This is a genomic window from Dietzia sp. KRD202, from assembly GCF_017168155.1.
In the GTDB taxonomy this organism is placed as follows: Bacteria; Actinomycetota; Actinomycetes; order Mycobacteriales; family Mycobacteriaceae; genus Dietzia; species Dietzia kunjamensis.
This window is the reverse complement of record NZ_JABFAN010000014.1, coordinates 49,797-72,558: the sequence shown is the minus strand read 5'-3', so window position 1 is coordinate 72,558 and position 22,762 is coordinate 49,797. Positions and strand designations below refer to the sequence as shown.

Sequence of the window (22,762 nt, the reverse complement as noted above, 5' to 3'; positions counted from 1 at the left end):
CGGCCACCCCGGCCGCCCCGATCACCGGTAGCTTCTCGCTCGGATAGACGGTCGTCGGCCGCTCACCATGTGGCTTGTTCACCGTCACCTCCGCCAGGTAGCTCAGGATGCGGGTCCCGCGATCGGACGGCGCCCGTGCCGTGAGCAGCTCGGGCCGCTGCTCGATGAACGAGGTCGTCACGTGCCCGGCCTCGAAGTCCGGGTCCTCGAGCAGCGCCTGCAGAAACGGCACGTTGGTGGCCACGCCGCGGATGCGGAACTCGGCCACCGCGCGCTTGGCCCGGGCCACGGCGGTCGCCAGATCGCGGCCACGACAGGTCAGCTTGACCAGCATCGAGTCAAAATGCGGACTCACCTCGGCCCCCACGGACGTCCCACCATCCAGACGGATGCCCGCACCACCGGGGGTGCGGTAGGCGGTGATCCGCCCGGTATCGGGGCGGAAGCCGTTCGCGGGGTCCTCGGTGGTGATCCGACACTGCAGCGCCGCACCCCGGGGCACGATCCGATCCTGCGTCAGTCCCATCGCGGCCAGCGACTCACCGGAGGCGATCCGCAACTGCGCCGCCACCAGGTCGATGTCGGTGATCTCCTCGGTCACGGTGTGTTCGACCTGGATCCGAGGGTTCATCTCGATGAACACGTGCTGGCCGCGCTCGTCGAGCAGGAACTCCACCGTCCCGGCGCACGAGTACCCGATGTGGCGGGCGAACGCCACGGCATCAGCACAGATCTGGTCACGCACCGCCGCAGGCAAGTTCGGTGCCGGCGCCATCTCCACCACCTTCTGGTGCCGCCGCTGCACACTGCAGTCACGCTCGTAGAGGTGGATCACCTCACCGGAGGTGTCCGCGAGGATCTGCACCTCGATGTGCCGCGGGTTGACCACAGCCTGCTCCACGAACACCGACGGATCGCCGAACGCGGACTCCGCCTCCCGCGACGCCGCGCTGATCGCCTCCGCCAACTCCGTGCGCCGCTCGACACGCCGCACCCCGCGACCCCCGCCACCGGCGACCGCCTTGACGAACACCGGGAACTCCAGACCCGCGGCCGCCGCCACCAGCTCATCCGGATCCGCCGACGGCGCGGTCGAGGCCAACACCGGCAACCCGGCTTCGCGGGCCGCAGCCACCGCCCTGGACTTGTCACCGGTCAACTCCAACACCGCGGTCGGTGGGCCGACGAACACCAGACCAGCGGCCTCGCACGCCGCCGCCAGGTCCGGATTTTCGGACAGGAACCCGTACCCCGGGTACACCGCATCCGCGCCCGCAGCCCGGGCGATCCGCACGAGCTCCTCCACCGTCAGGTACGCGCGCACCGGATGACCGGCCTCACCGATCTGATACGACTCATCAGCCTTGAGACGATGCACCGAATTGCGGTCCTCATACGGAAACACCGCCACCGTCTTGGTCCCGAGTTCATACGCCGCTCGGAACGCACGGATCGCGATCTCGCCCCGGTTGGCCACCAATACTTTCGAGAACAACTTATAGCTCCTAGTTTTGAAAGACGTGGCGGTGCATGGCACTTTCCACGTGGTGCACCCCGTTCGGGTCCAGACGAGGACGGTGCGAACCAAATGAACTTGACGGTCCTCTTGGCGCGGGTTGTGGTGGTGCATCGCTGGCCCCTACCGGGACCACCGAGCGTCTAGCTGCGTACGACGTTCGAAACTCTTCGGCTAACTGCGGGATCGGGTTGCGCGTAGAGCTAGTGCGGACTGGGGACTTTGCTCGTTGCTACGAGCCTTCAGCGCCTAGCGGCGGGAGGGCTGAAGCGTGCGAAAAATTCCAACGCGGAGAACGAATCCACAGCATTGGGATTAGCGACCCGGTCGATCGTTTCACCTTGCAGGATCCTCTTAACCGGAACCTCAAGCTTCTTACCGGTCCGTGTGTGAGGGATGACTGGCACCGCGATCACCTCGTCTGGAACGTGCCGCGGTGACGCCTCAGAAGCCAATCTGGCGGCGATCCGAGACCGAAGCTCGGTATCGAGCTGCGCACCTTTCGCTAGCACGATAAACAGCGGCATCCAGTAACCGCCGTTTGGCAACTCGGCACCGATCACCAACGCCTCCGAGACTTCGGCCATGTCCTCGACGACGTCGTAGATCTCGGCGCTGCCAAGCCGGACGCCTTGTCGGTTCAGGGTTGAGTCCGAGCGGCCGGAGAAAATGACACTGCCTCGAGGTGTCACGGTGACCCAGTCTCCATGGCGCCACACACCCGGGTAGACGGAGAAGTATGAGTCCAGGTACCGATGCTGGTCTGGGTCATCCCAAAGGTAGATCGGCATTGTCGGCATCGGCTGTGTCACGACCAACTCGCCGACTCTATCTACAACTGGTTCCGCCTGATCGCTCCACGCGGCGAGCGCAACCCCAAGTAGCGGAGCTGAAATCTCTCCGGGCCAGATGGCTGTGTTCGGCGCCGCACCAGCGAACCCACTGACTACATCAGTTCCGCCGCTGGTCGAGCAGAGTTGAATGCGCTCGCCCACGTGATCACGGACCCAGAAGTAGCACTGAGGAGGCAATGGTGCGCCGGTGCACCCGATAGTCTGCAACGCCGACAGGTCCTGGTCCCGTGCCGGCTCGAGTCCTGCCTTCATACCTGCGATGAGATATCCAGGGCTGGTACCGAGCATCGTGACTCGGTGTTCGGCGGCAATCTCCCAGAGTCGACCCGGCCCAGGGTGGGCGGGGCTGCCGTCGTACAGAATGACGGTCGCCCCGGTCAGGAGCGATGAGACCACGAGATTCCACATCATCCAATTGGTTGTGGTGTACCAGAAGAAGCGATCGCCGACTCTGAGATCGTTATGCAGACCGTGTAAGCGGAGATGGTCGAGGATGACCCCTCCGTGGGCATGCACGATTCCCTTGGGATTTCCCGTCGTTCCGGATGAGAACAACACCCACAGCGGATCGTCGAAGTCGACCCGCTCAAAGCCCGGCTCCGCAGTACCGGAAACGATCTCCGACCACGGAACTGATCCGTCGACCGGTCCAGACCCCAGATTGGGAACTAGGACAGTTGCCCGCAGGGAAGGGATAGACCGCCGGAGTTCAATCAGATCGCTGCGTCGGTCGAACTCCTCGCCCGCCCATCGGTAGCCGTCGGCGGCGAAAAGGACGGCTGGTTCAAGCTGGCCAAGTCTGGCTGCGGCTCCCGCGGCTCCGTAGTCTTGGGCGCACACTGACCACACCGCCCCGATCGAGGCAGAGGCGAGAAAGGCGACGACGGCATGCTCGGTGTTGGGCAGGTAGCCGACAACTCGGTCTCCCTTGCGCACACCTTGGTTGCGTAACCACTCGGCCGCAGCCCCGACCTGTCGCCTCAGTTCGCGCCAACTCATCTGCGACGACTGCTGGGTTTCGGCAATCGCGATCAAGGCCGGAGTATCCGCGAGACTGTCATCTAGGCTGGCGCGTAGTGCGTGCTCGGCGTAGTTAATGGTGGCTCCGGTGAACCACCGTGCGCCCGGCATCTCGCGGTGGCCCAACACCTGGCGGTAAGGCTCTCCTGAGATCACACCGAAGTAGTCCCAGATGGCCGACCAGAACCCTTCGAGATCGTCGATGGACCACTGCCACAGGTCCGTGTAAGTCTCACTCTTCACCCCAGCCCGCGCCTCAACGAAATCCATAAAATCGGATATCTGACTGAGTGCGACTTCATCGGGGTCCGGTTCCCAGATCGGCGCCGGCTGTTCACCGGGCTGCTTCTGGTTCTGGGTGGAATTCTTAGATGCCATCACACTTACGCCCCGGTGCTCTTATCGAACGATCGGGGTTCGAAGCTCTCCGATACCTTCGACCCAGCTCACCAGCACCTCACCCACCTCGAGGAATCGCTTCGGGGTGCGTGCTGCACCCACGCCGGGGGGAGTGCCGGTGAAGATCACGTCGCCGGGACGCAGGGAACACACTGATGAAAGATGGGCAACTAAGAACGGGATGTCGAAGATGAGGTTGGAGGTGCGACTCTGCTGCAGGACTTCACCGGTCTCCAAGCGGCAGCCGATTTCGAGATCCAGCGGGGAAGGCAAAGCGTCCAGAGTGACCAATTCGGGACCGATTGGGGCAAACCCGCGGTAAGACTTGCCGAGGGAGAACTGCGGCACTCCCCCGCTCAGTTGGAGCTCGCGCTCGGACAGGTCCTGGCCGATGGCCACGCCGGCGATGTGATCCCACGCCTCGGCTTCTTTAACGAAATCGGCTTGCTTACCGATCACGACGACGAGCTCGACCTCCCAGTCGATTGAGCCACCCGGGTGAACCACTCCCCGGTTGTGCCCGGTCACCGAGGACGGGAACTTGGTGAACACGGTGGGCGAGGGGGGCAGATCCATTCCCGACTCTTTCGCGTGCTCACTGTAGTTAAGCCCGATTGCGAAGACCTGGCCCGGCTGCGGGGCCGGTGAGCCCCACACGGCGTCCTCGCCCGCATCTACCGCGGGCGCCCCCGCGGGGTCGAAGCTGGAGGCCCACTCGCTGAACTCACCCCACTGGGCGTACACCGCCTGCGGATCGCTTCCGAATGCACCGCCGCTCGCGTCCTCGACGTCGACGTATCCCGAGTCCGTTCCGAGCACGAGCCTGTTGTTGATATTCGCTATGCGCATGATGTCTTCCTTGTCCTCGGGCACGTTGTGATGTCCCCGCCCAGCATGACGCCATCCCATCGTTAACGCAAGCAAATAACGATATTTCTCTAAAAAGTGACCTCGCGGTAGATTGACCTCATGGCGACACCTGCAACTCAGACCCGCGCCTCGCATGTTCACGACCTGCTACGACAGGACATTTTCCGGGGGACGCTTCCGCCTGGACATCGATTGCGTCTTGTCGAGCTCGCTGCTCGCTTCTCGGTAAGTCAATCCGTGGTCCGCGAAGCGCTGACGCGCCTAGCTGGCCAGGGATTGGTGATTGCCTCGCCACAGCAGGGGTTCCATGTGGTGACGCTGTCCCTCGAGGGCTTGAACGAGCTGACCGAGGCCCGGTGCGAGATCGAGGCGCTGACTTTTCGACGAGCGGTTGAGCGGGGCGATCTGCACTGGGAATCCGAGATCGTCGCCGCGCATCACTTGCTCTCGGCGACGCCGGAGTCCACCGACGATGAGCCCAACGAGGCGTGGTTCGAGGTCCACGAACTCTTCCACCGCGCCCTCCTTGCCGGCTGCGGCAATGGCCGCTTGCTGCAAGTGGCGCTTTCGCTCAGAGATTCTGCCGCTCTCTACCGGCACTGGTCGCAGCCGATCGGCCAGGATCATGCACGCGACGTCGCCGGAGAACATCGCAGCCTGCTGGATGCTGCACTCGCACGTGATGCCGGCACTGCCGCCGCTCGGCTGGCTGCACACATTGAGCGGACCAGTGCCGCCTTACGGCCTGCCGCAGCCACGTTGGACACCTAGATTCTCCCGTAGCTACGCCTCAGGCGGCCCAGCTTGCTCAAGCACGACGGTCGGCACGGTCTTCGTCAGTGCAGACACCGCCCCATCGTGATCCCGTACTGCAAGCGCAACAACTAACTCCTCCATGATCGCCTCTAGTCGATCGAACGAAAGCTCCGTGGGGTCTGCCTGGCCCGCTTTGGCTCGGACATAGTTCGTTCCTACGTCCATGATGCTGAGATAAAGGCTGCGTAGCAGCTCGCCGGAGCATTTCGCAGCCAGGTCCGCATGCAGGTTCCAGCAGGCTGTGAGAAACGCGCCCGGATCCCCTTCGCGACGGCGCGATCGAACGTGACCAAGGGCGACCTGGAATGCGTCGTCGTCATTGCTGGTCATGTTCTGTAGCGCGTCCTCGATGATCAGCCCGGCAATCGCATCGCGGATGCGCACGGCTTCGTCGAAGGCGGTGTCATCATCGACTGCCGCCCGAAACCAGCCGTTCATTTTCGAGACGGGCGACGGTCGGCGAGCAAAAAGCCCCCCGCCCGGCCCCGGCCGCGATGTGATCACCCCCCGCGTCTGCGCAAGCTTGATCGCCTCATTGATCGCTCCGACCGAGACCCCGCAGCGCTTGCGTAGGTCTTCCTTGCTGCCGAGACGCTCCCCTTCAGCAGCCTGGGCGGCTATCCGCGCGATTAGCCCCGCCGCGTGTTCTGCGCGCGAACCACCCACCGAGACGACGCTGCCCGTCGCAACCGATCGCTCCCAGACATCGCGAGAGTACGCAGGCTCGTCAAGGTCGCCCACGCGGTCCTCATCCTGCATGTTGCCCATCGTCGACACGCCCCTCTCAGGATTAGCCACCTGACACCGAGGGTACAAAAAGGCCCCGAACACCAGATTTCCAAAAAACCATAACTAATTTGCCCGATGCCCTTGACATGTGACCTGCGGCACATCAACACTAGGGGAGCCGAAACGATCATTATTAATTCCGTGGAGGGCGACATGGATGTTCAACAGTTCCGAAACCTCATGGCGGGCGTATGCGCACCCGTCACCGTGGTGACCACCGCCGACGAGGAGGGCCCACACGGAGCGACGGTGAGCTCGTTCGCGTCCCTGTCGCTGGAACCCGCTTTGGTCTCGATCGCACTGGACACTCGCTCGCGGCTGCTCGAGCGCATCACCGCCCGGGGACAGTTCGGCGTCAACGTCCTCGGTTCGGCCCAAGCGGAAATCGCGACCACGTTCGCCGGCCGGAGTGCAGACCGATTTACCGACATTCCGTGGACGAGTACCGACACCTTGCCCCGGCTGGACGGGGTCGCTGGCTGGGCGACCTGCGAGCTGGTCAACGCCGTCGAGGCCGGAGATCACCTCTTGCTCATCGGCCACGTCACCCGCGCCATCTCCACCCTGCAGGCACCACTTGTCTACGCCTATCGCACTTTCGGTACCCATTCCGGCTTTGAGCTGCGCCCCCGTAAGCCGGTGGTGGACCAGATCCTCGCCTGCGCCCGCTAACTCCTCTCACTCGATCACCGTTCGGATGCCTTAAGCAGGCATCCAGCAAGGAGAACTCCGATGACCACTGCAATTCATGAGGACACACGCCCTGCATCAGGCGTTACCCCCGACAGCGCCGAACTCGTCCGCCGCGCCCAGGAGCTCGCGCCGCTGCTCAAGAAGAACGCGGCGCAGGGCGAAGCGGACCGTCGCGTTGTCGAGGAGAGCATCCAAGCACTTACCGACGCGGGTCTGTTCAAGGTGGCCGTCCCCAAGCGCTACGGAGGCTACGAGACCTCCATGCGCACCATGCTCGATGTCTCGGCGGCTGTAGCGGCCGCCGACGGCGGAACTGCGTGGGTTGTCACCCTCACCAACGTCATGTCCTGGATAGTCGGCCTGTTTCCCGAGCAAGCGCAGGACGAGGTGTTTGGTGCCGACCCTGACGCGAAGGTATCCGGCGTTCTTTCGCCCACTGCCGAGACCACGCGCGTCGACGGTGGCTGGCGAGTCACCGGCAAGTGGTTCTACAACTCAGGTTCGCTCCACGCCACCTGGGCCGGCCTGGGAATCCCCCTCACCGATGAAGAGGGCAATGTTGTCGACCAGGCCATGGCGCTGATCCCGCGCAGCGACCTCTCCATCGAAGACACCTGGTTCGTGGCAGGCATGCGCTCCTCCGGCAGCAATTGCATGGTGGCGGAAGACGTCTTCGTCCCCGAACACCGAGTTCTGCGCGTTCCACCAGCAATCAACGGTGACTACCCCACCGAACACAAGGACGAGACGCTCTACCGGTCGGCCCTCGTCCCAGTACTTGCCCTGGTCCTCATCGGCCCCCAGCTCGGCATGGGGCGTGCGGCGCTGGACTTTGTCATCGGAAAGTCGGAGAACAAGCCGATCTCCTATACCTTCATGACCTCGCAAAAGGAGTCAGTAGGGTTCCAGCTCCAGATCGCCGAAGCAGCCCGGTTGATCGATACCGCAGAGCTCATCGCCTACCGCGCAGCATCAGACATCGACTCTGCTGCCGCACAAGGCGAGTACCCCGACTATCTGACTCGTGCCCGAGTCCGCTCCGACACCGGTTACGTCGCCGAACTGATCACTCGCGCCGTCGACATTCTCATCTCGGCCCATGGAGCCGGATCCTTCGCCGAAGTGAGCCCACTGCAGCGAATCTGGCGCGACTCCGCCACCGCAGCACGCCACGCAGTCGTCGCTCCGCAGGTCAGCTTCGAGATCTACGGCAAGGCGCTGCTCGGCGTCACAGAGCCCATCACCCCACTCGTCTAGATACCCATCTGAACTCGCGAAGGAACCGCACATGCTTCCCGAATCCGTCTACAAGCACACGCCTCGCCCCCGGCCCATCACCGTTCCGAAGCTGCACCATGCCACGTTCATGACGCTGGACGTCGAACCGATGGTGGCCTGGTACGAACTGGTCTGCGGGCTGCAGCCCGTCTACTACGCCGAGCACGCCGCCTGGCTGACCAATGACGAAGCGAACCACCGGATCGCGCTTCTCCGCCTTCCGGGCACCAAGGTGCCGGTCGATAAGCCTCATACCGCCGGCCTACACCACACCGCATTCGAGTACGCCACCGTAGACCAGTGGCTCGACAACTACTCCAGACTGCGTGACGCAGGCATCCTGCCTGCAATGTGCCTTCACCACGGTATGACGATGTCGATGTACTACGTCGATCCCGATGGAAACGGTGTCGAGATCCAGGTCGACGTCTTCGGCGATTGGTCGTGCTCCACGGAGTACATGTGGGCCTCCCGCGAATTCTCCGAAGACCAGGTTGGCCCGCACTTCGACCCCGAAAAGCTCCTCGTGGCCCGCGAGAACGGGCACGACGCCGACACCATCCAAAAGGACACATACGCAGGCAAGTACGCACCGGATAGTGGCGACAAAGATGTCCGCTTCCCCGACGTCTGGCCCACGCGACTCGAAGAGAATCCGAGCCTGGCCGTCACGGAGGCTCCAGTCACGGTCTGATCGCCCACATTGGCGCCGACAACGTGAGACCTGATGCCCGCAGATCTGTGAGAACCGCTGCGGCGAAATTCATGCGAGCTACGCAGATCAAGACCTACCAGAGCGCGCCTCGCGCTCTGGTAGGTCTTCGCGCACCGCGGCGGATCGCCCAAGCGCGAAGTCACCCCACCCCTCGACCCCTTGAAGGAACCAACATGTGCATCTCGTGCGGGCCAGCCGTCTCTCGGCGTTCAGCACTCACCGCCCTCGGCGGTGTATCTGCCCTCTTCGGGGCTGCCGCTCTAGGCGGCCTCCCGGCAAACGCAGCACCCGTAAGTTCTGTCGGATCACTCGGATCACTCGGGGCCTCCAGTGGGCCAGGATCTGACCAGTTTGTCGACGTCCACTCACACTTTGTAACTGACCGCTACGTCGCGGCAGCGATTGCCGCCGGCCACATCACTCCAGACGGAATGCCGGGGTGGCCCAGCTGGAATGTCGGCGAGCACCTCGAACTGATGGACTCCGCAGGGATTTCGAAGTCGATCCTGTCGATCTCCTCGCCGGGCGTCCACTTCGGCAATGATGCCGATGCCCGCGCCCTCGCCCGCGAGCTCAACGAATTCTCCGCCAACGTAGTCGGCACGCACCCCACTCGATTCGGACACTTCGCTTCACTGCCTCTACCGGACGTCAACGGAGCCATTGCCGAGGCAGTACATGCCCTGGACAACCTCAACGCTGACGGCGTTACCATGCTGTCGAACTCTGCTGGCATCTACTTAGGTGACGATGTACTGATCCCCTTACTCACCGAGCTGGATCGACGTGGGGCAACAGTCTTCGTCCATCCCACATCACCGCCGGGCCAAGAAGCTATCTCCCTCAAAAGGCCGCGGCCACTCATCGAGTTTCTCTTCGACAGTGCCCGCACCATCGTCGACTTGATCATGACCGACCGCCTCGAACAGTTCCCAAACATCAACTGGATCGTCACTCATGGCGGGGGCGTTCTACCTCTGGTCGCCGATCGCGTTGACCTGTTCAAACGACTTTTCGGCGGGAACGACATCCCAGCCCAAACCCTGCTATCTCGACTTTGGTTCGACATCGCTGGCACCCCGTTTCCGCGACAGGCCCCCGCGCTCGTCGACCTTGTCGGAACCGAACAGATCCTCTACGGAAGTGACTACTGCTTCACGCCACCGCCCGCGGTGGCCGCTCAAGTGCAATCCATCGACACGGCGACACCGCCCAACGGATGGAGCAGCTGGCGAGCACTAACTCTCGCAAACGCCCGACGACTCCTGCCCGAAATAGCCCCCATAGGCCGATAGGCCGCCTAGCTTATTGCACTGTAGGGGCTCCAGGGCCATGGGCGGCGCCGGTCACCTCAGTGAGTCAGCTCGCCTTGCTCAGCGTCCGGTATACGGCTGGCAGGAGCTCGCCGAGTAGTGCGCGGGCAAGGTCTTGATTGTTCAGGATCTGGGTGGATAGGTCTGCCGAGGAGTCCATGGAGCCGATGACGGCATCGGTGAAGGCGACATCGATGTCGGGGCTTGCGCGGAACTGGGCGAGTGAGTTGTTCTGGGCCTGCGTTTTGAGGGTCTCGCTCTCTTCGAGCCGGTCCTTGATGTGGGTGACCACGTTGCGGACGGAGGAGTCGGGGTGGTCGCCGGCGAACAGGTCGTTGATGCGGTCGATCACCTCGTCGAGGGCGACCATGTCGGGGTCGCGGACCGTTCCGGTGCCGGACTCGCGTGCGGGCTCGAGCGGCGTCCCGCCGGAGAGTTCGCCGTCCCGGTTGGTCTGCCGGTGGTGTCCGAGGTAGTCGATCGCCACCGCGGACAGGTCAATGGGAGTGTCCTTCTCTCCGCTGCTCAGCTGGGGGGCCAGGAGTTTGAGGAACAGTGCGAGCTTTTCCAGCCATGGGTTTTCGTAGTCGAACAGCTGGGAGAGGAACTCGTACTGCCGCACGTAGGTGCCGACGTCTTTGCGGAACATCTGCAGCTCGTCGATCTGCAAGGCGTCGGAGGCCTCGACCGCGGTCCGCATCTGAACCGTGAAACGGTCGGCAGCGGGAGCGACCCACTTCACTAGCGCATTGTGACCCTCACGGACGAGGAAGGCATCGGCGAAGCCGTCGACCTCGGAGCGTTCGTAGATGCCGGCCACGGATAGTTTGCGTTCGGTGTCGTGGACGATGTTCGGGTCGGTGACGTCGGCCAGGGTGGTGACTTCGTAGTAGGGGGCGAACGCGTCGACGATGTCGTCGACCTCGTTGGCGAAATCCAGCACGAAGGTCTGGTCCTTCAGAGGCGGGAACGTCCGGTTAAGCCGCGAGAGGGTCTGCACAGCTTGGACCCCGCCGAGCTTCTTGTCGACGTACATGGCCACGATTTTGGGTTGGTCGAAGCCGGTCTGGAACTTGTTGGCAACCAGCATCACCTGGAACTCGTCGGTGGCAAACGCATCCCGCAGGTCGCGACCCTTGAGCCCGGGGTTCATGTTGATCTCGGAGAGCGGCTCGTCGGTCCCAGACTCGGGGTCGGTGACCTCCCCAGAGAACGCGACCAGCGCGGCGACGTCGGTGTAGCCGTTTTCGGCTACGTAACGGTCGAAGGCCAGCTTGTAGCGCACGGCGGCCTTGCGGGAACTGGTCACCACCATCGCCTTGGCTCGACCATCCAGGCGCCAAGCCACGTTCTGTCGGAAGTGCTCGACGATGATCTGTACCTTCTGCGAGATGTTAGTCGGGTGTAGCTTGACCCAGTTCATCACCGACTTCACCGCGGCGGACCGGTCCACCAGGTCGTCGTCGCCGCCCTCGGTGGTCACGGCGACGGTGCCTTCCCCGGTGTCGCTGGTGGCGTAGATCTTGCCGTTGTGCGAGAGCCGGAACGCGGTCTTGTACGGGGTGTAGTTGCGCAGAACATCCAGGATGAAGCCCTCGTCTATCGCCTGCTGCATCGAGTACAGGTGGAACGGCTCCGGCGTGCCGTCAAGGCCAGGGCGGCCGAACAGTTCGAGCGTGGTGGCCTTAGGGGTGGCGGTGAAGGCGAAAAAGGAAATATTGCCTGCCTCGGCGCGGGCCTTGGTCTCAGCTGCGAGCATATCCTCCGCCGACACGGCCCCGCCCTGGGCCACCTCGTCGAGCTCGGCCTGCGAGAGGACCTGCTTGAGTTTGTTGGACTGTCACCGAGCCACGGGTGATCGCCGGAAACGTTGCTGGTCTGGAGCTGCGCCACCGTCAGCACGCTCGTGTGGAGGACCCGGATGGGCGTGTCAAAGCCACCGGGCTACGCAATCTACCCTGCCGCGCCTTCGGGCGAGAACGCCGCTTGGCTCGAGGTTGTCCTTATGGCCACCGACCTGATCGCCTGGACCAAACTCATTGCCTTCGCAGGCGACCCGGTCCTTGCTCGCTGTGAGATCGCCGCTTTTCGCTACCGGGTGCTACACGTGGCCGCTCGGATCACCCGGGGAGCTCGGCAAACTCGGCTGCGAATCGATAAGACCTGGCGGTGGGCTCAGGCCATCGCCGCAGGCTGGCACCGAATACGCGCCGCATTCGGCTAACCGCCGGCCCCTGCCCGACGACTCTGAAGGACCCCGGAACCCGCTCACCCGACGCGACAGTCGGGCACCAAACCTGCCCAGCCGACGAAATCAGCCCGAAGCACCCCGAAGACCGCATTCAGCGGGGCTGCTCACCGCCACATGAAACGACGAGGTTAGTGCGGAAAAACCGCAACCCGAACACACGTACCTGCAGGTCAACACGTCAATATGGTCCGCATCACGTCAAAATGGCCCAGGTCGGGTGGATCTTGGTCGTCAACCCGTCTCGTGACCGACCGATCCCGGACCTGCAGGTTCACACTCTGCGTGAGGTTGATTCTTGTGATTCGAACGTGCCCCCTGTGTCCTGCTCAGACTGGGTCGTGTTCGTGCCGTGCTGGTGGGCACGGCAAATGATGGCGTCGACCGAGACGCTCCAATTGACATCCCGGCCATATCGGCGTCAGCGAGGATCTCCTGCAGAATCCTGTCCCAGGTGCCATCGCGATACCGTGCGTGGCGCTTCCACACCGTCTTCCAGGAACCGAACTCCTTCCGAGGCACATCCCGCCACGGAATGCCTGCTCGATAGCGGTAAATGATGCCCTCGACCACCCTGCGGCTATCGAGAAACGGATGCCCCTGCCGCCCTTCATTCGAGGGCAACAGGGGCTCGATCCGATCCCACTGCTCATCAGTGAACTGCCGAAACCGTGACTTCATCTGTCCCATACGGCCACGGTCTCGCGCGTCACCGCTCAGCTATAGGAGACACGCCCTAAGAGGTGGTCTGGTCGAGGCGGCGCCGTAGACGGTGCTTGAGAATTTTTCCGGAGGGATTGCGGTCGATGCTGTCGGTGATCACCAGGTCGTGCGGCAGTTTGTAGCTGGAAATCCGTTCCCGGCAGAACTCCCGCAGCTCGTCCAGGGTCAGTGTTACGCCGTCCCGCATTACAACTACGGCGACGATACTCTCGCCGTACTCGAGGTGTGGTCGCGATATCGCGGCGCAATCGAGGACGGCGGGATGGGCTGCGATGGCATGCTCGACCTCGACCGAGTAGACGTTGCGTCCGCCGGTGATGATCATGTCTTTGAGACGATCGACGAGAGTCATGTATCCGTCGGGGTCCAGCCGAACCAGGTCCCCGGTGTGCAACCATCCATCTCGGATCGTGTCTGCCGTGGCCTCGGGCTTGTTCCAGTATCCCTTCATCAAGGTCTCCCCCCGCAAGAGGAGTTCGCCGACCTCGCCGGGTGCGACCTCGTTGCCGTCGGCGTCGACGACGCGGCACTCGGTCATGATCATTGCCTGCCGGCCGCTGGCGTCCGGACGCTCGCGTACCTGATCGCGGTTGGAGAAGATCCCACTGGGGCCAGCCTCGGTCTGGCCGCACATCTGGAGGAAGTTTACCTTCGGCAGGATGGTCGTCAGTTGCTCCACCGCACTGGGCGGCATCGGGGCGGCACCGAACATCCCGGTCCGCCAGGCGGACAGGTCGCGCTCGGCGAGATCGGGCTGACGGAGCAGGAATTGATACATCGTCGGGACGCCGAAGAACATGGTGATCCGTTCCTTCTCGAGCGTGTCGAGGACCTTCGCCGGGTCGAACCCGCTGTGCACCACGTGGGTGGCACCGATCATTGTTCCCGGGATGAGCATGATGCACAGCTCGGCCGCGTGGTAGAGCGGCGCCACGTGCAGGAACCGATCACCGTCGGCCATGCCGCAGGTGGCACTGCAAGAGAACGCATCCCACAGGGCCCGGTGGTGATCGAACAGTGCTCCCTTCGGCGCTCCGGTGGTGCCCGAGGTGTAGAGAATCTGGGCGTCGTCCGATTCCCCCACCCCCACCTCCACCGGGATGGCGTCGCGGTCAGCTGCCAAGGCGAACAGGTCCGCGAACCCCTCGACCCGGGCGGTGGCGAAAATCTGCCGCGAGCCGAGAACACCTGCCTCGGCCGCGGTGCGCACGACAGCCTCGACCGCCGGGTCGAAAACCACAACCGTTGCCCCGGAATCGTGGAGAAGATACTCGAGTTCGGGTACCGCGGACGCGGGATTGACCGGAACCAAGATGGCCCCGAGACGGTGACAGGCGTAGAACGTGATGACGAATCGGTCCGAGTTGGTGGCCATCAGAGCCAGACGGTCGCCCCTACGCAACCCATGGTCGGCCAGTACCCCAGCCACCCGATCGACCTCGGCATCCAACTCGGCGTAGGTGTAGCGGGTCTCCCCGAAGATTAGCGCCTCGCGGTCGGGAACGCGCCCCGCCGTCGCACGCAGGGTCCCAGCGATTGTGGCCATTGTGAGCCTCCACATCCAGATTGAGTAAACACATTTGCAGGTTGCACGCTCGATAGAGGCCGCCTCGACAACTCCGGGGCCGCTTCCTTTAAGCGCGGTTCAGACGGATAGAAGAAGAAACCGCTCAGGTGCTGTCATCTCCCGGAGCCCGCGCCCGGCAACACCGGCCGCTGATCCGGCGGCGGGGTTCCCACCCGGACAACTTCCACTTGGGCTTCTTGGAGCTAGAGAGCCTGCTGGGGTTCGGTCACCGGGGCGGTGCACAGGAACAGTGCGTGACCCGTCGGGTCCGCCGAGCCCGGCTGCCAGGCACAGCTGACCGGTGTCGATACGTTCGGTTTCGGTGCCGCCTGGAGCGATTCGTCGCACGGCCGCGTGGCGCCGCCCACACCTGCCCCTCGGCATCGGGAAACGCGACGCCGTCAGGCGGGAAACCGATCGGCCACACCTGCCGATTGGCAAGCGAGCCGTCGGCCGTGACGTCGAAGGTGCTAGGGCCGCACCGAAGGTTTCCGCGACAATCAGACGGCGGGCGCGCTCGTAGACGACGATTCCGTTGGGGAAGTTCACGTCGGAGGCGACGACGCGCCAGTTGCCGTCGGTGTCGACTCCATTCGGCTTGAACAGGAAGTTCACGGGCACGATGACGCCGCGCAGGTTCGCCAGGGCGAAGAAGATCTCGAGGTGCTCGATCCGGTTGTGCAGCAGCACCGCTGCACGGTCCCCCAGAGTGAAGCCTGCCCGTGCCAGTGCGGACGCCAAGCGCGAGGACCGGTCGTCGAGTTGCGCGAACGTGACCCGGTCGGGTCCGTGAACGAGAGCGGGCTTGGCTTCCGCCCTTTCGTGTTCAGCGAACGTACGGTTCTTGCATACGATGTCGGCAACCGTGAGGTGCACCGATTGTGATGCTCGTTGCGTCATCCGTCTTCCTGTCGTTCGAGGCGGATATGGAATCAGCGACTGCCGGTTCCGGTCACGTCTGGGCGCCGGCACGGATGACCTCCGCGCCGCGCGGGTCGATGATGCTGTCGAACTGCTTGACGTTGTGGGCGTGTCCAAGGTTGTGCAGCGCGAGGGCGGTGTCGAGGGCGACCTGCTGGCCCTGTGCGTCGAGGCTGCGGTTGATGCTTTCCTTGGCGAGCCGGAGTCCGAATGCGGGCCGGGCGGCGATCCGTACGGCGAGGGCGAGTGTGGCGGCGTCGAGCTCGGCCGCGGGGACAATATGGTTGACCATGCCCAGTTGGTGGGCCTCGGAGGCGTCGAGAATGCCGCCGGTGAACAGCAGTTCCTTGGCCCGGCGCGCTCCCAATTCCCAGGCATGGGTGAAATATTCGACGCCGTTGACGCCGAACGCAGTGACCGGGTCGGAGAAGGTGGCATTGTCGGCGGCCACGATGATGTCCATTGGCCACAGCAGCATCAGTCCCCCGGCGATGGTGCGGCCCTGCGCGGAGGCGATGGTGGGCTTCGGGATGTCGCGCCAGCGTCGGCATAGTCCCAGGTATGCTTCGCATTCGAAGGCGTAGTGCCCTGCTGCGCCGGGCTCGTCGAGTCCGGATGCGATGGTCGCGACCGGTTCACACGGGAGCGCGAATCCGGCTTTGAGGTCGTGACCGGAGGAGAAGTCCGGCCCGTCCGCTGCCAGCACGATGACTTTGACGGCCGCGTCGTGGGCCGCGGCGGCGAGGGCTGCATCGAGTTGGTAGAGCAGTTCGGGGCTCTGGGCGTTGCGCATCTCGGGACGGGCCAGGACGATGCGCGCGACGCCCTCGGCGGGGTTCTCGCGGCGGATGAACGCAGTGGTCTCGGTCATGACGGAGCTCCGGTGGGGGTCGGGATCGCAGCGGCTCTCGGTGTCCGGAATCGCTGCAAGGCTGCTCGGTGGTCGTCGGTGAGCATTCCGAGTGCCTGGGCGCGCACCTCGGATTCGAGATGCTGATGTAGTCCGCTGACGTCGAGGCTGGCGTTGAGCAGTCGTTTGGTGGTCACAACTCCGTACGATGGCAGTAACGCGATGTCGCGGGCTCTGCGCTGCGCCGCCGCGTGGGGGTCCGATTCGATGCCGGCGACGAAACCCGCTGCCAGCGCGTGCTGGGCAGTCAGTTCACTTCCAGTGAGGAACAAATCCGCGGCACGGCCCGCCCCGATGATCCGGGGCAGGAGCCAACTCAGTCCCAGGTCGCCGGCGGACATGCCGATCTTGACGAACACCGCGTTGAACCGGGCGTCTGGAGACGCGAGTCGAATGTCCGCGGCCGCGGCGAAGGCGAATCCGGCACCGACCGCGTACCCGTGTACCGCAGCAATCACCGGCTGTGGGATCTCGCGCATGATCCGAACGACGGCGGCACCGCGTCGAATCCCGTGCTCGACCTCCAGCACGGGATCGTGAAACGTGTTCGTGCCCAAGCCGTTATGAAGATCTAGTCCAGCACAGAAGGAGAGGCCGCGGCCAGCAAGAACCACAGATCGACATCGCTGGTGTTCGCCGACCCAGGTGAAGGCATCGATCATGCTCCCGATCAGTTCGCCGTCGACCGCATTGAGCCGCTCCGGGCGGTCAAGAGTGACGGCACCGACACCATCGGCGTCGACCTCACCGCGGACGTGACCGAACGTGCGCTCATCAGACATCCAATGACCTTTCCCTACACAAGCCCGGTATCCGAGCGCGGCGCTGACACTCACCTGTGCCGCCGATCACACTACCCAGGGAGGGGAACTTATGTCTATAGGTATTCACTACTCGCAACCATGCGAAATCTGGACCGGATGCGCGATGGAACATAATCTCCGACGCAAAATTGGCTTCTATCTGCAGTTATGCGAGCGTCCCGACTAGGGTGCGCCGCGTCAGAGGTGATGGGTACATCGCTCTTGTAAACGGTGATTCGGATTGGTAAAGTCTAATAGTGGCCCAGGTCACGCCCCTCGGTGTGGGTCGTCTCGCACAGTGACGAGCAACTCCTCACCCTTCTGCAGGCTCGACGAGACGAACTCGACGCCCACCCTCCGTCGATCAGCAGATGATCCTTTGCTCAGAAACCCGTCCGTTCGCGGCGCCAACTCGAACGGCAATCACAAGCCAGCACACACCGCGTCGCCGACGCCGAAGCGGGCCCTGATAGGCGCGGGGGTTGGCAACGCGCTCGAGTGGTTCGACTGGATGATCTACGCCCAGTTCTCGGTACTGCTCTCCCTACAGTTCTTCCCGTCCGGAAATCCGGTTGCCGCGCTGCTGAGCACCTTGGCGGTGTTTGGAGCGGGGTTCCTCTTCCGGCCACTGGGTGGCTACCTACTCTCGCTCGTCACCGATCGGCGCGGTCGCCGGACCGGGATGGTCGTGACGATCTTGCTGATGGCCGGCGGCACCCTGCTCATCGGTATCTCACCCACCTACGCGCAAGTCGGTGTCCTTGCACCGATACTGCTTCTGGTTGCCAGAGGGTGCCAAGGTATGTCCGCGGGTGGCGAGCTCGCCGCCGTCAGTACCTACCTCGCCGAGGTGTCCCCTCCTAAGAGACGGGGTCTGTACGGCAGCGTTCTCTACATCTCGGCCACCGTCGGATCGCTTGCAGCTACCGGTATAGCGCTACTTCTGAACGCGACGCTGTCGGAAAGTCAGTTGCAGGACTGGGGTTGGAGACTGCCATTCATCTTCGGTGCGTTAATCGGCGTGATTGCCTTGATGCTTCGCCGCAACCTGCACGAGACGTCTGCGTTCGAATCCACCGCGACGACACCCCGCAGCCCGGGGGGCGTCTTGGCGACACTCCTGCGCGACCATCGAGCGGATTTTCTGCGACTAGTCCTGCTGGCAGGGCTGAGTGGCCTGTGGTACTACATTTTCGCCTCATATCTACCCGTGTACTTGACCGGACGCGGCCTCGATGCCTCGGCGGCGTTGTGGGCCAACGTGATCGCGCTCGTCGTGTTCATCCTGTCTCTCCCCGTAGTCGGGGCGATCTCGGACAGGTACGGCCGACGCGTCCTCATCCTGGCCTTCTGCGCGGGAGCCGCGATCACGGTAGTGCCACTTTTTGCTCTGCTCGAGGAGACGTTCGCGAGGCAGTTGATCCTGCAGACCTTCGCACTGCTAATTTTTGCCCTTTTTGCTGCTATCGGGCCGATCGCGATGGCCGAGCAGTTCCCCACAGAAATCCGCGCAGTCGGCCTCGGTCTTCCGTACGCGATCGGTGCGGCGATATTCGGCGGCACCGCGCCCTTCATCATGCAGTGGCTCTCGGAGATTGGCATCGGATGGGTCTTTCCCTGGTACGTCGCCATCCTGGCGGCGTGTACGTTCGTGGCGATGCTGACCCTCCGCGACCACGGTGACTCTGACATGGCGGACATCTGAGCAGATCAACCCCGAAACGTGGGCGGACAGAATATGACCGCCCACGTTTCGTACTCTTGGCGGGGATCTGCCTACCCCGGTGAAATGGAGTCTCATGTTGGCCGAAGACACGTCCCCGCGTCGGCGGACCCGCCCGAAGGGGCGTAAACAGCAGATCTTGGATTCGGCGGCAACTCTGTTCGTGCAGAATGGTTTTCCGAATGTGACGATGAACGCGATCGCGGCATCAGTAGATATCACGGCTGGTGCGCTGTATCGACATTATCCGAACAAGGCCGAGTTGCTGGCTCTGGCCATCAGACAAAGCCTCGACAGTTTTCCCAGGATTGATTCCACCTCGTCGTTGGACGAGGCACTGTCCCTGGCATGCGATGCGGCGGTTCGTCACCGGCAACTCGGTGCTCTTTGGTCCCGTCAGCTCCAATACCTACCCGACGACGACCAAGCCGAGCTGCGCGAGCACCTGAGGGACATCAACCGCACTTACCTCGCCCTGATCGAGCGGTATCGCCCGGAGTTGTCCCGAGAACAGGCGCGTCTGCTCTCTCGGGCCGTGGAAAGCGTGTTGTCCAGCCCCGGGACCCACTCCCTAGTCCTGCCCTCCGCAGAGTACGCGGGCCTGTTGAAGACGGCCTGCCGCTCGCTGTGCGACACCCATCTGAGCGAGAACGCCGGCCCTGCTAGTCCGTCCGTTCCCGCCCTCGAACCGGTCTCGCGGCGGGAATTGCTGTTACAAAAGGCGATCCAACTCTTCGCGGCCAAAGGGGTGCACGCAACGTCGATGGAGGACATCGGCGCTACGGTCGGGGTTACCGGTCCGAGTCTCTACACTCATTTCCGCGGAAAGGAAGACATCCTCGCCGCCGCCCTTGACCGCGCTACCCAGGCGCTGTGGCTGGATCTCGGGGAGGCGCTCCATCAACACAGCGATGCACGTCAGGCACTACAGGCTGTCGTCCGTGGCTATGTGCGGAGGACGCATGGCAGGCTCCAGTTGACGTCACTGGCTCTGATCGACAGCCGAGACGACCCGACCGTTCGGACACGCCAACGCGAATACGTGCGTGAGTGGGTGGCGCTGATCCGATCGAGCCGATCCGATCTGGAGCAGGCGCCCGCCCGAGCCCTCGCCCATGCAGGGTTGGCGGTCATTCACGATGTCTCGCGCACACCAGCGGCGTTCGACACCTCGATCGAAGACAATCTAACAGCGATGGTGATGGCGATACTCGGCTGCGCCGACTGACGAGCATCGGGGCCCGCCGGATTCGTGCCGGCGGGCCCCGATCAATCACCGCGTCGCGCGATTGATTATCGCGTCGCGAGACGGTCCCAGCGAGATATCTGCTCGCGCAGTGCCGCCCGGTCGGTGGGGACGGAGCGCGGGGCGGCGGGCGGGGTCCGCGAGAACCGAGGAGCGGGCATCGCCTGATCGACTCCGTCGATCCGTGCCAGGGTTCCCCGTGCCCGCAGATGCGGATCCTCCATGGCCTCGTCCCATGACAGGACCGGGGTGGCGCATGCATCCGTTCCCTCGAACACCGCCGCCCATTCGTCGCGGGTCCGGGATGTGAACGCAGCCGCGAGGCCGGTGCGCAACTCGTCCCACCGGGCGCGGTCCCACTGGCCCGGAAGCGTGTCGGGGTCGAGTTCGAGCAACCGGAGAAGTTCCGCGAAGAATTGCGGTTCGATCGCCCCGACGGCGAAGAACTTCCCATCGGCGCAGGTGTAGGTGTCGTAGAACGGTGCCGACCCGTCCAGGGTGTTGCGCCCGCGTCCCGGCGCCCAGGTGCCGTTGCCGCGCATCGACCACATCATCTGGGCCAGGGCGCTGGCGCCGTCGACCATGGCCGCGTCGACCACCTGCCCGCGACCGGACCGCTCCCGTTCCCACAGCGCGGCCATCACCCCGAAGACCAGGAACATCGATCCGCCACCGAAGTCGCCCACCAGGTTCAGGGGCGGGACCGGGCGTTCCCCGGCGCGGCCGATGCTGTCGAGGATTCCCGTCGAGGAGATGTAGTTCAGGTCATGGCCGGCGCGGTGGGCATTCGGTCCGTCCTGACCCCATCCTGTGATGCGCCCGTAGATCAGGCCGGGGTTGCGTGCCAGGCACACCTCGGGACCGAGGCCGAGCCGTTCGGTGACTCCCGGACGGAATCCTTCGATCAGCACGTCCGCTCCGTCGATAAGGTCGAGCACCGTCGCCACATCGTCGGCATCCTTGAGGTTCGCCTCGACGATGGTGCGACTTCGGAGCGCGACGTCGCGCTCGATGTCGATCCCGGGGCCGGCCCCGGTGGCCCGCTCGACCCGGACGACGTCGGCGCCGAGGTCGGCGAGGAGCATGCAGGCGTGCGGGCCCGGTCCGATCCCGGCCAGTTCCACCACCTTCAGTCCGGTGAGAGGTCCTGTGTTCATGCTTGTTCCGTTTCCTTGCTGTCGTGCCGCGTTCTCGTTCAGAGGGCGCGCGCGATCAGATCCTTCATGACTTCGTTGGCTCCGCCGTAGATCTTCTGCACGCGAGCGTCGGCATACATCCGTGCGATGGGGTACTCCCGCATGTATCCATAGCCGCCGAACAGTTGCAGGCACCGGTCGATCACCTCGACCTGCTGTTCGGTCAGCCACCACTTGACCATCGCCGCTGTGGTGGCATCCAATGTGCCGCGAAGTTGGCGTTCGATACACGAATCGATGAACACCCGTGTCGCATGGGCGACCGTGGCGCATTCGGCGAGCACGAACTTCGTGTTCTGGAAGTCGAAAATCGTCTGCCCGAACGCCTTGCGAGCCTTGGTGTACGCAACGGTTTCTGCGACGGCGGCCTCGATGGTGGCGACCGCAGCGACGCCGATCAGCAATCGTTCCTGGGGGAGCTGGGTCATCAGTTGGCCGAAGCCGTGCCCTTCCTCACCACCGAGCAGATTCTCGACCGGAACGCGGACGTCCTCGAACGACAGCTCCGAGGTGTCGGCGCTGTGCTGGCCGACCTTGTCGAGGATTCGGCCGCGCACGAACCCGGGGCAGTCCGCAGTCTCGACGACGATCAGCGAGACACCTCTTGCCCCTGCTTGCGGATCGGTCTTGGCGACCACGACGACCAAATCTGCCTGCGATCCGTTGGAGATGAAGGTCTTTGATCCGTTAATCACGTAATGATCACCGTCGCGGTCCGCACGGGTACGGATCGCTTTGAGGTCCGAACCCGCCCCCGGTTCCGTCATCGCCACGGCGGCGATCATCTCCCCACTGGCCATCCGCGGCAGCCAGCGGCGGCGCTGCTCCTCGGTGCCATACGCCAGAAGATAGTGTGCGACGATCCCGCTGTGCACCATGTTGCCGAAACCGGTATCGAGAGCCCGGTACTGAGCCTGGACGACCGCGAGATCGTGCGCGAAGGTGCCGCCCCCACCGCCGTACTCCTCCGGAATCGAGCAGCACAGCAAACCGAGGTCGCCAGCCTTGGTCCAGACCTCACGGTCGACGAAATGCTGGGCTTCGAACCGCTCGCGGTGGGGCACGAGTTCGTTGGCGAAGAACTTGTCCGCAAGTTCACCAAGCGCACGGGTTTCGTCGTCCTGCCAGCCCGAGTCGTACGGGGTAGGGGTGTTCATGGCGC

The 22,762-nt window shown here is 63.7% G+C and carries 19 protein-coding genes and 1 pseudogene; 8 read left to right on the top strand and 12 right to left on the bottom strand.

The features are described 5' to 3' along the window. From J1M64_RS10025 to J1M64_RS10015, 3 genes are all read right to left on the bottom strand, one after another. Positions 1-1,495, bottom strand: a 1,495-nt coding sequence (locus J1M64_RS10025; protein ID WP_206474101.1) for a biotin carboxylase N-terminal domain-containing protein, incomplete at its 3' end; no start/stop codon positions are given. 263 nt (positions 1,496-1,758) lie between these two features. Continuing rightward, the gene (locus tag J1M64_RS10020) at positions 1,759-3,768 is read right to left on the bottom strand and encodes an acetoacetate--CoA ligase (RefSeq protein ID WP_206474100.1); all 2,010 of its coding nucleotides are present in this window, start codon (positions 3,766-3,768) and stop codon (positions 1,759-1,761) included. 21 nt (positions 3,769-3,789) lie between these two features. After that, on the bottom strand, positions 3,790-4,662 hold the full coding sequence (locus J1M64_RS10015; protein WP_307872420.1) for a fumarylacetoacetate hydrolase family protein: 873 nt from the start codon (positions 4,660-4,662) through the stop codon (positions 3,790-3,792). 96 nt (positions 4,663-4,758) lie between these two features. Between J1M64_RS10015 and J1M64_RS10010 the strand changes: the two genes are divergently transcribed. Beyond that, complete coding sequence (locus J1M64_RS10010) at positions 4,759-5,430, top strand: GntR family transcriptional regulator (protein ID WP_206474099.1); 672 nt, start codon at positions 4,759-4,761, stop codon at positions 5,428-5,430. Positions 5,431-5,442: 12 nt separating this feature from the next. On the opposite strand, the gene J1M64_RS10005 is transcribed toward J1M64_RS10010, so the two are convergent. Further along, a complete protein-coding gene (locus J1M64_RS10005; RefSeq protein ID WP_241261396.1) occupies positions 5,443-6,243 on the bottom strand; it encodes a FadR/GntR family transcriptional regulator in 801 nt (266 codons plus the stop codon). A gap of 174 nt (positions 6,244-6,417) precedes the next feature. Between J1M64_RS10005 and J1M64_RS10000 the strand changes: the two genes are divergently transcribed. The 4 genes from J1M64_RS10000 to J1M64_RS09985 all read left to right on the top strand — a co-directional run bounded on the left by J1M64_RS10000 (position 6,418) and on the right by J1M64_RS09985 (position 10,245). After that, on the top strand, positions 6,418-6,936 hold the full coding sequence (locus J1M64_RS10000) for a flavin reductase family protein (protein WP_206474098.1): 519 nt from the start codon (positions 6,418-6,420) through the stop codon (positions 6,934-6,936). A 60-nt stretch (positions 6,937-6,996) separates the two neighbouring features. Further along, positions 6,997-8,214 carry an acyl-CoA dehydrogenase family protein gene (locus tag J1M64_RS09995; RefSeq protein WP_206474097.1) on the top strand — a complete coding sequence of 406 codons (1,218 nt, stop codon included), beginning with the start codon at positions 6,997-6,999 and terminating at the stop codon, positions 8,212-8,214. A 31-nt stretch (positions 8,215-8,245) separates the two neighbouring features. After that, positions 8,246-8,929 (top strand): VOC family protein, encoded by a 684-nt coding sequence (locus J1M64_RS09990; protein WP_206474096.1) that lies wholly within the window; start codon positions 8,246-8,248, stop codon positions 8,927-8,929. Between the two features lie 71 nt (positions 8,930-9,000). Continuing rightward, positions 9,001-10,245, top strand: coding sequence for an amidohydrolase family protein (locus J1M64_RS09985; protein ID WP_307872419.1), 1,245 nt, complete (start codon positions 9,001-9,003; stop codon positions 10,243-10,245). Between the two features lie 64 nt (positions 10,246-10,309). Here the strand turns inward: J1M64_RS09985 and J1M64_RS09980 are convergent, their stop codons facing one another. Then, complete coding sequence (locus tag J1M64_RS09980) at positions 10,310-12,022, bottom strand: hypothetical protein (RefSeq protein WP_241261395.1); 1,713 nt, start codon at positions 12,020-12,022, stop codon at positions 10,310-10,312. Between the two features lie 77 nt (positions 12,023-12,099). On the opposite strand from J1M64_RS09980, the pseudogene J1M64_RS09975 reads away from it, so the two are divergent. Next, positions 12,100-12,487, top strand: a pseudogene (locus J1M64_RS09975) (transposase); the annotation flags it as partial. Positions 12,488-12,745: 258 nt separating this feature from the next. On the opposite strand, the gene J1M64_RS20545 reads toward J1M64_RS09975, so the two are convergent. The 5 genes from J1M64_RS20545 to J1M64_RS09950 form a co-directional block, all read right to left on the bottom strand. Continuing rightward, positions 12,746-13,192: a transposase gene (locus J1M64_RS20545; RefSeq protein WP_374220845.1), complete on the bottom strand. Its 447-nt coding sequence runs from the start codon at positions 13,190-13,192 to the stop codon at positions 12,746-12,748. Between the two features lie 55 nt (positions 13,193-13,247). Beyond that, entirely contained in the window at positions 13,248-14,780 is a 1,533-nt protein-coding gene (locus tag J1M64_RS09965; RefSeq protein ID WP_206474093.1) for a class I adenylate-forming enzyme family protein, read from the bottom strand. Positions 14,781-14,879: 99 nt separating this feature from the next. Next, positions 14,880-15,701 (bottom strand): AMP-binding protein, encoded by an 822-nt coding sequence (locus J1M64_RS09960; RefSeq protein WP_206474092.1) that lies wholly within the window; start codon positions 15,699-15,701, stop codon positions 14,880-14,882. A gap of 52 nt (positions 15,702-15,753) precedes the next feature. Continuing rightward, positions 15,754-16,593: an enoyl-CoA hydratase gene (locus J1M64_RS09955; RefSeq protein ID WP_206474091.1), complete on the bottom strand. Its 840-nt coding sequence runs from the start codon at positions 16,591-16,593 to the stop codon at positions 15,754-15,756. Then, positions 16,590-17,414, bottom strand: coding sequence for an enoyl-CoA hydratase/isomerase family protein (locus J1M64_RS09950; protein WP_206474090.1), 825 nt, complete (start codon positions 17,412-17,414; stop codon positions 16,590-16,592). Before J1M64_RS09950 ends, J1M64_RS09955 begins: the two co-directional genes overlap by 4 nt. A gap of 319 nt (positions 17,415-17,733) precedes the next feature. Between J1M64_RS09950 and J1M64_RS09945 the strand changes: the two genes are divergently transcribed. Together J1M64_RS09945 and J1M64_RS09940 are read left to right on the top strand one after the other, a co-directional pair. Beyond that, the gene (locus J1M64_RS09945) at positions 17,734-19,140 is read left to right on the top strand and encodes an MFS transporter (protein WP_206474089.1); all 1,407 of its coding nucleotides are present in this window, start codon (positions 17,734-17,736) and stop codon (positions 19,138-19,140) included. A 94-nt stretch (positions 19,141-19,234) separates the two neighbouring features. Beyond that, a complete protein-coding gene (locus J1M64_RS09940; RefSeq protein ID WP_206474088.1) occupies positions 19,235-20,386 on the top strand; it encodes a TetR/AcrR family transcriptional regulator in 1,152 nt (383 codons plus the stop codon). Between the two features lie 65 nt (positions 20,387-20,451). On the opposite strand, the gene J1M64_RS09935 is transcribed toward J1M64_RS09940, so the two are convergent. Together J1M64_RS09935 and J1M64_RS09930 are read right to left on the bottom strand one after the other, a co-directional pair. Beyond that, positions 20,452-21,561 (bottom strand): CaiB/BaiF CoA-transferase family protein, encoded by a 1,110-nt coding sequence (locus tag J1M64_RS09935; RefSeq protein ID WP_206474087.1) that lies wholly within the window; start codon positions 21,559-21,561, stop codon positions 20,452-20,454. Between the two features lie 38 nt (positions 21,562-21,599). Beyond that, positions 21,600-22,757 carry an acyl-CoA dehydrogenase family protein gene (locus J1M64_RS09930; RefSeq protein ID WP_206474086.1) on the bottom strand — a complete coding sequence of 386 codons (1,158 nt, stop codon included), beginning with the start codon at positions 22,755-22,757 and terminating at the stop codon, positions 21,600-21,602. Between the last annotated feature and the right edge of the window lie 5 nt (positions 22,758-22,762).